The organism is Flavobacterium psychrophilum, from assembly GCA_001708385.1.
In the GTDB taxonomy this organism is placed as follows: domain Bacteria; phylum Bacteroidota; class Bacteroidia; order Flavobacteriales; family Flavobacteriaceae; genus Flavobacterium; species Flavobacterium psychrophilum_A.
On record CP012388.1, the window covers coordinates 1,961,504 to 1,975,226 of the forward strand.

Annotated in this window: 7 protein-coding genes and 1 pseudogene; 3 read left to right on the forward strand and 5 right to left on the reverse strand. The window is 36.7% G+C overall.

Annotated elements, in window-relative coordinates; translation table 11 throughout:
- Window positions 1-46 precede the first annotated feature (46 nt).
- From ALW18_08590 to ALW18_08610, 5 genes are read right to left on the reverse strand one after another with little or no spacing between them, the layout of a single operon-like run.
- Window positions 47-3,241, reverse strand: coding sequence for a deoxyribonuclease HsdR (locus ALW18_08590; GenBank protein AOE52558.1), 3,195 nt, complete (start codon window positions 3,239-3,241; stop codon window positions 47-49).
- 6 nt (window positions 3,242-3,247) lie between these two features.
- Entirely contained in the window at window positions 3,248-4,576 is a 1,329-nt protein-coding gene (locus tag ALW18_08595) for a hypothetical protein (protein ID AOE52559.1), read from the reverse strand.
- The gene (locus tag ALW18_08600) at window positions 4,566-6,842 is read right to left on the reverse strand and encodes a hypothetical protein (GenBank protein ID AOE52560.1); all 2,277 of its coding nucleotides are present in this window, start codon (window positions 6,840-6,842) and stop codon (window positions 4,566-4,568) included. The genes ALW18_08595 and ALW18_08600 overlap by 11 nt, the downstream gene beginning before the upstream one ends.
- Window positions 6,843-6,851: 9 nt before the next feature.
- Entirely contained in the window at window positions 6,852-8,135 is a 1,284-nt protein-coding gene (locus tag ALW18_08605) for a hypothetical protein (protein ID AOE52561.1), read from the reverse strand.
- Window positions 8,132-9,700 (reverse strand): N-6 DNA methylase, encoded by a 1,569-nt coding sequence (locus ALW18_08610; protein AOE52562.1) that lies wholly within the window; start codon window positions 9,698-9,700, stop codon window positions 8,132-8,134. Before ALW18_08610 ends, ALW18_08605 begins: the two co-directional genes overlap by 4 nt.
- A gap of 244 nt (window positions 9,701-9,944) precedes the next feature.
- Between ALW18_08610 and ALW18_08615 the strand changes: the two genes are divergently transcribed.
- The 3 genes and pseudogenes from ALW18_08615 (at window position 9,945) to ALW18_08625 (ending at window position 13,637) form a co-directional block, all read left to right on the forward strand.
- The gene (locus tag ALW18_08615; protein AOE52563.1) at window positions 9,945-12,305 is read left to right on the forward strand and encodes a hypothetical protein; all 2,361 of its coding nucleotides are present in this window, start codon (window positions 9,945-9,947) and stop codon (window positions 12,303-12,305) included.
- Between the two features lie 255 nt (window positions 12,306-12,560).
- Window positions 12,561-12,980, forward strand: coding sequence for a hypothetical protein (locus tag ALW18_08620; GenBank protein ID AOE52564.1), 420 nt, complete (start codon window positions 12,561-12,563; stop codon window positions 12,978-12,980).
- A 159-nt stretch (window positions 12,981-13,139) separates the two neighbouring features.
- Window positions 13,140-13,637, forward strand: a pseudogene (locus tag ALW18_08625) (hypothetical protein).
- Window positions 13,638-13,723 lie beyond the last annotated feature (86 nt).

The window sequence follows — 13,723 nt, forward strand, 5'->3', positions numbered from 1 at the left end:
AATAAAGTTCATGCTGTATCAGCATGAACTTTATTTTTTTTAAAAATTACATTCTACTATATAAATTCACAGATCCTCCGGGGTAATTTGTGTAAATATGCTGGTACACATTCGCTGTCCTCTCTCCTACCTCCTGGTCAGAATAAGTCTCTTGAGGAAGCCACTGTAGGCTATCATAGATAATAGTCTTTACCTGAGCCCTAATTTGCCTGCTCTCCCTCCAACGGTCAACTTTTAGCTTCTCCGCCTTTAGTCGTGCTAACACCTCAACAGCTACTTTCTTCACCTCTTTTAGCTCCGGAGTGCTTAAGGTTTTATCATTGCGTAAAAGATCGAATATAGCCAGTGATTCCTGATCAAGTTGCTCACGGTAAGCCCTTGCATCTTCAAAAGTAAGATCACGAATGAAATTGCTAAGATTATCAAATGCCTTTACGGTATCTTCAAGGCTTTTACCTTTGTTATATTCATTAATGATTTCCTGATAACGATCATAGAATGTAACCCTAGTCGGATTTTCCTTCAGCATTTGCTCGAGTTGATTTTCAACAGCCTGTTGCAAATCATATAGCATGGTATTCTTTTTCTTTACCTTGTTGAAAGCAGCTTTTAACTTTTCAAAATCTAAAGTTGAAAGATCCACATATATATCTTCAGGCTCGGATACTTGAGTAACAGTGATGCTATCGTTTACAATTCGTTGCAGCTCCATGATTATTGATGTCACATCTGCTGATTTCGTTTTCTGATTTAGCTGCTGATATATTGCTTCAATAGCATTAAACTGTCTAATATATTTTTTTACCTGTTCCTCAGGATACAATGCATGGTATTTCCTAAATACATCCCTGGCATAAACCTCAAATTGAATTCTTGTAGTTTCATTTAGGCAAATACAATCTGAAGCTTTCTTCACACTTGCAATCTTACCCATAGGAGTAGCATTAACTTTGCTCAGATCTGCTAGGTCGAAACCAAGTTGCATGAGGTAATCCTTAGTTATTTTAATAGTCTTAGCGAGTTCCTCAGCTAAACCTTCTAGTAATTCGAATGGCCGTTCGATTCCCTTGTCTTTCTCTCCCTTTTTACCATTCCCATTTCCTCCCTCTCCATATATTGAATAAGCCTTCTCAAGTTGGGTATAAACGTTGCCATAATCAACTATTAGTCCATTCTCTTTCTCATCATCGTAGACTCTGTTAGCTCTTGCTATAGTCTGCATCAGCGTATGTCCTTTAATGGGTTTATCAAGGTACACCGTGGAGATGCAAGGAGCATCAAACCCTGTGATCCACATCGCACAAACGATAGCAAAGCGGAAAGGATTTTCCTCATCCTTAAATTCTTTCTCAAGATCCCTTTCCACCATCTTTTTTCGATGAGGAGCGATTTCCAATTTCATCTTTCTAAACTTCTCAACTTCATTTTGCTCCGGGCTGACAATTACACAAACCTCGGTCTCCTGTACCTTTATCAGCTTACGTTTTAAGTCCTGCTGCTCTTCAATGTCAGCAGCCTTCGATATCCTTAGCTTAAGCTCTTCGATGTACGAATCCCAATGCCTCATAATCATATCGTACATTGTGACAGCAGTAGGTTTATCAAGAGCTACAAGCATAGCTTTACCCTGATAACCTCTTTCGTTAAAATGCCAAACAATATCTTTAGCAATCGACTCTAACCGTGACTTAGCAGTAAGAATTGGATAATTTTTCTGAAACAAGTATGATAACTTACTTCTTTGATCTTCATCGATATTTTCATCTTCTAGCACCTCAGCCATCTGATCGTCAATAGCCGGATTTTCTAGACCTAATTTTTCACCTTTATTGAGGTACCGGAGGGGAAGTGTTGCTCCATCTTCGATAGCACGTTTAAAATCATAAACGGATACATACTCTCCAAAGATGTTCTTGGTAAGCTCCTCCTCTTCCTTTATAATTGGTGTTCCGGTAAAGCCTAGGTATGAAGCATTAGGTATACCCTGGAAACGCATATTTCTGGCGAATGTCCCTGACTGTGTCCTATGTGCTTCATCGGATATCACAATAATATTCTGTCGGTCTGTGATTAAAGGATATTCACTTTCCTTTTTAGGATCGATAGAGAACTTATGAATAAGGGTAAAAACATAACGGTGATTGACCTTCAGCAACTCCCTTAAATGGTCTCTACTCTTTGCCACAACTTCTTTACCTGAAACTGCTCCTACTCCGGTGTATGTATCGTATAGCTGTCGCTCAAGTTCACTCCTGTCCACTACAATTAAAAAGGTATATGCCCCACCAAACTTCCTATGAATCTTTTGGCTAATAAAAACCATTGAATAGGACTTACCACTGCCTTGAGTATGCCAAAACACCCCTAGCTTCCCTTTAAGCTGCTCTATGCTGTTTGCTTTGTCAATAACTTTGTTAACCCCAATAAATTGGTGATTCTTCGCCATGATCTTTACAACATCGCCTCCACTGTCATCAAACAGCAAGAAGTTTTCAAAGATATCCATGACATTGTTGATTGCACATGTACCTCGTAGCATCGCGTCTAAGCTAACGATTCCTTCCTCTTCCTCCGTTATACGTTTCCAATCTAAAAAGTACTTGTAAGGGCTTGTAATCGTCCCTACCTTGGCATCTGTTCCATTACTTAGCACAATGAATGCATTGCAGTGGAAAGCATGTGGTATTGTATCCTTATAATCGGTAATATTATCTGAGTATGCATTTCGTAAATCAGTATGATGAGCCTTAAGTTCAAAGAAAATCAATGGAATGCCATTTACAAATCCTATTACATCCGGCCTGCGACTGTATAGCTCTCCTACAACTTCAAGCTGACGAACTGCTAAAAAATGGTTTTCAGCATATTGATCAAAATTAAAAACCTTTAATCGCTTCTTTTCTAAAGAACCATCAACATTCGTAAAACTTACAGGAACACCTTCCTTTAGCAACTCATACTTTTCTTTATTGACAGTTTCTCTCGATTTATCAGCACTTCTTTGCTCAAGTTGTTCAATTGCTTGTTGATATGCCGTATACGGTAACCCTGGATTAAACTTTGTTAATGCAGCTAACAGATATCGCCTTAGAATAACTTCAGATTTGTTCTCACGACCTAACAGACCATCCTCCCCAAAAGTTTCTTTTCTCCAGGCTGTCTTGATCTCCCATCCCAAGTCTTCAAGAACCTCAACGGTAGCACTTTCTATAAGTCCGTCTTCAGAGTATTCGTAGCTCATACTTATCTAATTTTTAATCCAAGTCTCTATATCAATATTTATCCTTTCCTGCCATTCTCTAATATTTTTCTCAACAGGTATTTTAATGACTGCACACTCCTCTGTCTTTTCTTCAATACCTCTAAGATCATGAGTTCTCTCAATGTATTTACCTTTTTTTACTCCCGGTTTCCCTGGATAAACTAAGGCAGTTTTTGGAGCATTATAGTAATGCAGGTAGGCAAACATCTGCCGGAGGTCTTCATTTGAGGGGTACCCATCCTCAATATTTTTCCATTTAGTATCTAACACATAATTCTTTTTCTCATACTGAATATGAACGTCTGCCTTGAAATAGGAATGGCAGACACCATCTGTACTCCAAAAATCAGTCTTCTTCTGATCCTCGACTTTAAAGCTTGGATTAGATTTAATGCTGTAATATACAAATTGTTCCCAAAGTGCGTTCATATTAAACATAATAGTAACCACGTCATCCTTGCCACGGGACACATCCGGATGAAAATTTAGCAATATCATTTTAGCAATTAGAAGAGCTGTCTGATATGATTGCGACTTCCTGTTAAAAACAATCTTGTCAAATGTGCTACTGTATACATTGATATCTTTTAGCTCCGGAAAACTGAGTAAAAGCCTATTGACCCTACTACTAAGGAGCTTAATGTTGTTGTTATGTTGAAGTACCTTTAGAGCCTTATAAAGTATCACATGGAGCTGGTGCTGAGTATCATATTCAGTTGTATGAACATAGAAACGTTCCTTATGAACCAAGTTTTGCTGTATTTGTTTGGAGAAAATAAGATTACCACTCAATGCTTTTCTATTTTCTTCAATCTCCCTATAACGCTTTATCAATCCCGCATGCAGCAGAGCTTCTACCTCAGCAACAAACAGCTCGTAATAAACATCCAGGAAGCTATTGGGGGCTAATTTAAGAGCACTAAAACTCGTAGCCTGAACATCAAACGCTCGCACGGTCTGCAACATCTTTACGAGCACAGAACGCCAGTTTGACTGCTCCTCCTTAACACTACCTCCCCACCCTTTGTCTGCCTTTGGGAGTACTTCAATAATAAGATCGTCCAATTGTAGCACACCAACAAAATGGCAAAACTTCACACCATTTCGTATCAGGCTATAAAAAGAGAATACCCTATCCTTAGTAAACTTAGATTTAACTGTTAGATTTAGAAATTGATTAGACCTATGAGTTCCGTCTCCAAAGAATTTCTCTAAGGCTTCGAGATGTCTCTTTTCAAATTCTATTCCATCATAGTGTTCACCTAAAACTAGGGTACCATGTTCATATATGGTTATTTGGCTTTTAGGCTTCATCAGTTGTTACAGTTGAAACCTTATCCATCAATACATCAATAGCTTTCTGGAAATCAAAATCATCTTTACTTATATCTTCAATGCAGTAGATAAAATTATCTCCAATGTAGTCACTACCTCCAAATTCTTTATCACTGGCAAAAAGAGTAGCTGCTTTTTCAACATCTTTTTTAGAGACAAATTTTGAACCAAGAACTAATCCAATCTTGTTATAATCTCCGTAGAAATACTCCTGGAGCAATGGTATGATATTTTTATGAAAAGCATTTACCACTTTTTTCTCCAGTACCTCGCCATTGTTTTGATCTTTCTCATCAACCATAAAGAAGGAGTGCCCTATTAGGTTATCTTTATTAAGTAGTACTTCAATACGCTTGTTTAGCTTTATCAAAATCTCCTTTACCTCATGACCAAATGCTCTTGCATATCCATTTAGCAACTCCGGTTGTGGCGGAAACTCTTCAAAATCAAACCTTCGCCTCAACGCTGTATCTAATGCTTCAACGCTACGATCTGCTGTGTTCATTGTTCCAATAATATGGAGATTAGGAGGAACACTAAACTCATCTTTACTATACGGAAGTTTTGCTGTAATTGCCTCCGGCTTTCCTAATCGCTTACTTTCTTCTATCAGAGTTATAAGCTCCCCAAATATTTTTGAAACATTTCCTCTATTTATTTCATCAATGATAATCACAAAATTATCTGCTTTTAACAACAGTTCATCCTGCTGTACTTTTTCAATATTATCCCAGTCCTCTTTTAGTTCTACGAAAGATCTATCGTTACTTATATCTTCTATTTCCTCTGCATCATAATGTTCTTTAGCAAAGTCATAAAACTTTTTATAGACAGCATAATAAACAGATAGATTATGCTTAAAAAAAGGACGAAATGTTTCTCTTAATGTCTTTACATTATCAGGATCAACCCCTGCCTCAAATAGCTGTTTTAATTTATCCTTAGTAATGGTAAATTCCTCGGTTGCTGCAACCTTGCTCTTAGCATTTGTGTACCTGAACTTTACTTTAATACTTGATCCTTTTAGATCAACATATTTAAGTTTACTTCCTTGTAATGTGGAGAAAATATAATCTTCTGTTCCTTTACAAGGTTCAATCTCTTTCAGAAATTCTTGGTGGAGAGTATCGAATGTAAGCGCAGGAACAACTGCATTCTTAGAAAGGATATTATTAAAAGCCTTTCTTGCTATAATCTTAAAAATTCCTTCCTCTGTACGATAGATTACCCCCCCGTTTACCTCCTTCGGCTTTATGCCTTCAATGAAATCCTCATAGCTCATGTTTTGATGAAAGGTAGTAAACACAATCTGTCCCTGCTCTAACTTTTCATCAAACATCTTCTTAACTTCAGGTCTTTCTATCGCCTCCAGTTTTCCACCAGTAATCTCCAGTGCCCTATTAATTGTGTTGAAAGTCTTCCCGGTACCCGGAGGTCCGTATAAGATTTGATTCAATGAGCTATTCAAATTAGATCTATTATCACTTTGAAACGTATCCGTCGGATGATTATAAATTAAATCTCTTACATCATTTCCCAGGACTTCTTCCATGTAATCTAATGCTTTCACAATATTTTCTACAATTTTAGGGTCATTTAAAGAATAGTTATCTACATAGCTAATACTTTTGGAGTTTTGCCAATCAATCCAGTTTAAATCTTTTGGCAATTGCAAATTTTGATAAAATATATCTTTCTGCTTTTGAGAACCCTCGAAGTGCAATTCAACATAAACTCTTCTATACCTCATTATAACCTCATAATGAGCTTCATTATTACCGATAAAGCTAGGATTTGAGTTGTTTCTAATCCAAACCCATCTTGTTCCAGGTTTATGAGGTAATACTCTAAAATGAATACTTTGGTTCTCTCTTAGGTTAGTTACAAGTTCATCAAAAGTCATAGGCAGATGTTTTAAACTCTGTAAAAAAGCGGGGTAGTGCTTATTTATTATAGAGTTTGGAATACCATTCTCAGTATTTTTATTAAATGTGATATAAGATTCATTACTGGCTTTCAACTCTTCAAAATCCTCCATGACGTATCTAGTCAAGTCATCTACATTAGATAGATCCGATTCAACCTGCCATATGTCATAGCCAAAGTACCCCGAAATTCTATTAATTATCCTATCGAACTTACTCCTATCAGCTTCAAAATTGTATAAAGATTCATGATCTTTGTTACTATTTCGTTTACCTGTTAGGTACTTATAAAACTCCTCCTTAAAATCAGTTCTTCCCATACCGCATTATTAGTTACACACTTCCTCTTTAACAACTCTCTCTAACTTCTCCTCCGGAACATCCTCAACATTTATCTCCCCACTCATTAATCTTGGCAATAAAATATCACGAGCCTCTCTTAACTTTTGATTTTGAATTATCAAGTATCTGATCATCTCAAACATCGGTTCTACATGAGCTGTAAATAAGTCAATTATATCCTCACTGGGCCTGATGAAAGACAAGTATTTAAACGTATCTACTACAATAGTATCAAATACGCCTCCATTTGCAGCACTTTTAATGTGATCAATTGTATCCAATAAACTACAGTATAAGAAGACTTGGCTTATACCATGCTTCCCTTGTAGAGCATAACATGACTGATTCATTGCCATTGGCTCTAGAGCCATATTCAATTTTCCGACGGTTCCACGGGCTGTTACAAAGATAGTATTTGTGGGATACAATTTTGAGTTACATTTCTGTAGTCCAAGTTTCGAAATTTTTTTTTCTGTCCCATTTGTATAAGCGTAGGGACTCGCATCTTTAGGTGTAAAAAACTGAATTTCGTCATGCCAGTAATCTGAAATTGTCGTTTTAGGGGTTCCCCCACTAAACACTTCTACTGCATCAGCACATGAAATCTTCTCCCAGAACTTGGGCAAGCCCGTATTTTCGTTAATCTCTAAGTGCTGTTCAAATATTTTAAACTTCACAAACCATTCATGATAGATTGTTCGTACACTTTCATCTAATAGCTTAACACGTTGAAGATTATTATCAATTAGATCGTCGTAAGAGGAAAGTATACTTGCTATTTTTCCTTGTTCTGTTAACTCCGGGATCAAAAAATTAAAATTTCTTATAGTGTTGAGTGTGATGCTCGCTTGATTTGCAGCACCCTGGGCCCGCCCGAGAAGATAAAATTTAAAGTCATCATTCTTCAACCTATAATATAAGAATCTAGGGTGGATTTCCTTTGGAATTATCTTTACTGCATTCTGATTTAAAAGAGCATACTGTAGCTCTTTAGGCACTCTTACGACCTTTCCCACTATTGATGCAGGATTATGTTGCCAAGACCCAACTGTTTGTATTATGATGTCCCAATGAAGGAGTTCGTGTTTCTTATAAAGTTTTGCATATTCAGAATCAATATATTTTAAGCTTTCACTAGAAATCGAATTGTCAGTGAAATCGGAAACTCGAACGATTGGCACGCCGATGTCCACATAATTTGAACTCTTAAAAGCGTTTCCTTTCAGAGTATCTATAATAGATCCAAGCTCGACATTTTTCCATTCTCTCATATTAGCTTATTCAAATTGGTAGATATTTCCTGGCTTAGAAATTGAGCTTCTTGATTTAAAATATCAAGTTCAATACTTATCTCTTTCAAACGTAATTTATAATTTACATCCTCATTCTCAACAATCGTTACTCCAACATACCTGCCAGGCGTGAGGCTATAATCATTTTCAGCTACTTGATCAACGGTAACAATTCTACATAGTCCTTCAATATCTGTATATTGACCTGAAGGGAATAGTTCTCTAAACCATTTATTATCTGGGCTTACTTCAGGAACATCCCCTCTATAAAGTTTCATGATTGCAGTAAGACCTTCTAATTGATCTTCACTAAAATCATTGATGGTTGTTGTCACTTTTCTAAAAATGTTCCTAGCATCAATCATTAATATCTTTTCATTGTTCTCAGGCTTTTTACCCTTATCGTAAAACCAAACATGGCAGGGTAGTGAGCGAGTATAAAAGAAATTGTTACTGACAGACACTATACAATCTACAACTCCACTTTCAATAAGCTTTTTGCGTATTAACTTCTCGCTATGACCAGCATCTGTTGCTGAACTTGCCATAACAAATCCTGCACGTCCTGTAGCATTAAGATAGCTATAGAAATACTGCATCCACATATAGTTTGCATTGTCACTCTTTGGCAGCCCAAAGGGTAGCCTTCGGTCATTCTTTACAAAGTCTTTGCCCTTGTCGACCTTACTAACATTGAAGGGAGGATTAGCCATGACAAAATCACACCTCTCATAAAGGTCATGAGGATCACTATAAAAGCTATTAGCCTCTCTAATTTTCCCTTCGATACCATGTATTGCTAAGTTGATCTTAGCCAGTCTTGTATTATTGGTTTTTTGTTCAGTACCGTAGCAAGTAATTGCTTCGTTTATTTCTTTATTCGTATGATCTTTTACAAAGTATCCGGTCTGCACAAACATACCTCCGGAACCACATGCCGGATCATGTATAATACCATGATCAGGTTCAATAAAGTTAACTATAAGCTGCACCAAACTTGGAGGCGTGAAGAATTCACCACCCTCCTGGGCACCTGCTCCCTGCATCGAAAATTTCATCAGGAAGTACTCATAAATCCTACCAAAAACATCCCCTGTAGCTTTACGCACAGCATCTTTATTAAAGACACGTATTAGCTCTCTCAGAAGGTCTTTTTCAAACTCCTGATAGTTTTTAGGCAGGTTACCCTCAAGGTCGGGATATTCAGCCTCTATAGTCTTCATTGCATTGTTAATTGCATCTGCTATATCAGCACCTTCCGGTAGATTTGCCAGGTATTCATATTGTGCCACCTCCGGCAGCATGATAGCTCCGGCACCCAGGAAATCCTCTTTTGTTGCTGATCTCTTACCCCTTGGGTTATCAGGAATTCTACTCTCGACAATAGGTTTAGCCTCCTCATATTTGTTTTGGGCAAATCGTAGCAGAACTAATCCTAACACAGGATCTTTATATTCAGCTGCCGTAAGCTTACTGTTAGCCCTTAAGGAGTCAGCAGCATCCCATAATTCTTTCTCGAGTTCCTTTATTTGATCATGCGTCATTTCAAACTATTTATTTAAGTCGGCAAGTTAAAATTATCTATTCAGAAGATAATATTTTTTATTTAAAATCTTAATCATTTTCTTCTCTGACCTCTTAGGCAAACCAACTATAACATGGTCTGAGAAAGCTATAATTTTAAGAATTGATCGCTGTTTAATATTAATAAGAATTTTATTTAAGTTTTATCTTGATTCTTAACTGATTCAATTTTAATTTCTTAAATTCGATTCTTAAATTTATCGTATGGCTGAATCAGGATTTTTCGCGTATGGATCAGAATACCACTCTAGTGGTGAGTGTATTGAAGAAGCAATCTTACAAATTAACGAAGGTGGTGAAGTACATATCTCTTCTTGGAAAGAACTACAGGTCTCTGGAAAGTTTATTATATCTGAGGTTCTAAAAGCTATTGATAAAGCATATTTTTTCTGTTGTGATCTAACAGGTATGAATGACAATGTTTTGTTTGAGTTAGGATATGCGTTAGCTAAGAAGAAACCAATTTTTATAATCAATGATGTATCTCATGAAGAATCGATCAGAAGATTTAAGGAACTTAATTTACTTACAACTGTTGGTTATTCTAGCTATACAAATACACACGATATAGTAAAAGCCTTTTATAAGGAGAAACCATATGACCCAATAGGTAATATTTGGGTTGATCTAACTAAAACCGTCGTTAAAAACAAAGATTCAAAGGCAATCTTAATTATCAATAGTCAAGTTGAAACTAATTACAATTTGGAAATTATTAATCAGGTTGAATATTTTAAATTTCCAAAAGTAGTTGATGATTCGAGCGAAAATGTCATCCTCCCTTTGAGCTGGTATATACAGCAATTATACTCAGTTCCTGCGGTATTAATACAATTCTCCTCAACGTCGAGAAGAGGTTATGAAATACATAACTCTAAATCAGCATTAGTAGCCGGAATGGCAGTTGGATTGGACTTGAGAACACAATTGATTGCAGAGAAACCCTATGATTCTCCATTAGACTATAAAGATCTCCTTAAAAAATTTAGTAATCGGGCTGAGTGTTCAAGTCAACTAGTAGATTTTTTAGAGTCCTTACAAAAAGACATTGCCACACTGCTCATACGAGAGAAGGAACGTACTGATACAAAGAAAAAAATAAGTGAATTACAAAGCATTGATTTTGGGGAAGCAATCGCTGAGCATGAAAGTAATAAACTTTATAATTATTATGTTGATACTGCACACACAAGACAATTGATAAAGAATGAGTACAACATCGTTGTTGGGAGAAAAGGATCAGGAAAAACTGCAACTCTATATTACCTGTATGAAGATTTAATTCAAGATAAGAGAAATTATGTGGTGCTTATTAAGCCAATAAATTTTGAGGTGGATGGGTTAGTAGAATTAATGGAGGCTTCAAATAGTGAATTTGAGAAGGGCTTCCTTATAGAAACAGTATGGAAATTTTTAATATACACCCAAATTGCAAAGTTCCTTTATGACACTGTAAAACAGAAACCTCTTTACGCAATATCCGACGAGGAAGATAAATTTCTTTCATTTATCGAAGCAAATTCTAGTATGTTTCTAACCGACTTCTCTACTCGGTTAGAAGAACAAATGAAAAAACTTAAGGAAGCAGAGATATCAAAAATTGGCACCGGAAATAATAATGACTTTAGACTAAAAGTTTCGGAAATACTTCATCTAGGAATTTTCAATGAAATGAAGGAATTCTTCGGAGTACTCATCCCTAAGAATCACAAACTTATCGTCCTAATAGACAATTTGGACAAATCGTGGAAAAAAGATGCTCGTATTAATCTTTTGAGTACATATATTCTTGGACTACTGGGGGTTTCCGGAAGAATTTACCAGGAATTGTCACATATCAAATCAGTCCATACAAACATCTCTTTCCATCTAACAATTTTTTTGAGAAGCGATATTTTCAAACATATAATTACCTTTGCACGGGAACCCGACAAAATCGAAGTTTCAAGACTTAAGTGGGAAGATGAAGAGATACTATTTAGAATCATAGAAGAAAGATTTGTAGAGTTGTGTTTCGGCAAATATTCCAAAAGCGATTTGTATTCTAAATTCTTAGTAGATAGTATTGACGGAATTGAGATCAGGCAATACATTAAACAGTGTATTTTCCCCCGCCCTAGAGACCTTATATATTTCTTTAAAAGCTGTAAGGACACCGCAGTATCACGAGGTCATGAAATGATGCAAAAAAGTGATGTTGTACAAGCATATAAGGATTATTCAAGTTGGGTATTTAAGGCTCTACTTGTAGAGAACAATATTGCAAGTAAACAAATGGAAGATTTTCTTTATGAACTTGTCGGCAGCAATCAAGTTATAGCACAGGATGAAATAGTGTCAGCAATGATTAATTCAGGGATTCCTGTACAAACAGATGAAGACATAGAAAGATTTGTTGATCACTTAGTTGATCTAACTATTTTAGGAAGAGAGATAAAAGATAATACTTTTGAATATGAATATGATGTTGACAACTTCAAAAAGATAAAGTTGCTAGCTCAAAAGCTAAATTCAAAAAGATATAGGATACATAATGCATTAGTGCCATATTTAGAATGTAATTGATAAAAATGAAATATAGTATTTAAAAGTTGAATAAAATATTATAGTAGCGTTAGCTATGTTCTTGTATCACAGAAACTGGTAATTTTAAAGATACTCCAAGAACAAAGTTCAGTGTCTACGCCTTCAAAGGCGTGGGCTACTGCTTTGTTTGGAGTATGGGTATACCAGTGCCTTGTGAACGAATAAAGTTAGTTAGTCCCACGCTTCTTTTGTTTATATAAACTTCACTTAGGGACTGGGTGATTTCTTTAACCCATGAAACAATTTTTCTTAACGGCTTTTGCTGCCGTAACCCTACTGGCCTGCTCAGGTGATGACAGTGTCTCCCCTGTACAAAACGATTCTATCTTAGGCGCATGGCGATTGCAAGCCAGCTCGTTAAACAATCAAGATTTCACCCTAAGTAACTGCCAACAAAAGAATACTGTGAAGTTTACCGACAATGGTCGTGTCGAGTTCACGTACTACCTCGGTAGCAGTGCTTGCACAGTGGATGCTGTTGAGAAGGGTGACTGGACAAAAGATGGCAACAACGTTACTATATCATGGGACGATTCAGATGCAGGAAAGGAAACCTACTACCTAACTGTTACCGACCTGTCGGCAACCTCCTTAAAATGGAGTACAAACATCAGTGGAGAAGGAAATTTGAAAGAGACTTACCAAAAGCAGTAAGACATGAATGATCAACCAAAGTATCAAGAAGGTCTATCTCCGGAGCAAGTTGAGTTCCTAAAGAAACACAAGATTCATCCCCGATACGTTTTTGACGGTACAGGCATGAATCAGGCTCAGTACCGCCCAATCATGAAACAATTGAATAAGGGAGTAACCTTCAACGTTTCCGCCTGTAAAGTAGCCGGACATACCCTGCGAACAAGAACTGGGCATTGTTGCCAGTGTGATACTACTCGCTTAGCATTTCAGACAAGACACGACTCCGAAGGGATGGTTTATATTGCTGGATCGGTTACTGGACAGATTATAAAAGTTGGCTTCACTAAAGCCATAGAAGTACGTGCAGAATCCCTCAACAGGACAAGGTATGCAGGATTCAATGATTGGGAGATTTTATATGCCATTTCAGGTAAGGATGCTGGGCGAATTGAAACTATGACAAACGTACTGCTACAGCCGTATGAATTAGAAATGCCGTACACGCATGATGGACATTGGCAGGATTCTTTCGAAACGTTCAAATGTTCGGCAACCAACGCAAAGGACATTCTTTTAAGTGTCTGCACTGCCAACAAATATGCATACTCTGTGGAGTTAGAACACACCTATCAGACCAAGTATGAATTTAAGAACCTAATAAAGCTACACAAATGACATTATTAGAAAAAATCTTTTTACCGAAAGAAACATAACAAACCTACTTATTTTAGATGAGTATACTGATGAGTTCCAATCTCTTT

Bases quoted from the DNA above. Each gene is read 5' to 3' on its own strand.
- ALW18_08595 (AOE52559.1), bottom strand. From the start codon at position 4,576: ATGAAGCCTAAAAGCCAAATAACCATATATGAACATGGTACCCTAGTT.
- ALW18_08600 (AOE52560.1), bottom strand. From the start codon at position 6,842: ATGGGAAGAACTGATTTTAAGGAGGAGTTTTATAAGTACCTAACAGGT.
- ALW18_08615 (AOE52563.1), top strand. From the start codon at position 9,945: ATGGCTGAATCAGGATTTTTCGCGTATGGATCAGAATACCACTCTAGT.
- ALW18_08620 (AOE52564.1), top strand. From the start codon at position 12,561: ATGAAACAATTTTTCTTAACGGCTTTTGCTGCCGTAACCCTACTGGCC.
- ALW18_08605 (AOE52561.1), bottom strand. From the start codon at position 8,135: ATGAGAGAATGGAAAAATGTCGAGCTTGGATCTATTATAGATACTCTG.
- ALW18_08590 (AOE52558.1), bottom strand. From the start codon at position 3,241: ATGAGCTACGAATACTCTGAAGACGGACTTATAGAAAGTGCTACCGTT.
- ALW18_08610 (AOE52562.1), bottom strand. From the start codon at position 9,700: ATGACGCATGATCAAATAAAGGAACTCGAGAAAGAATTATGGGATGCT.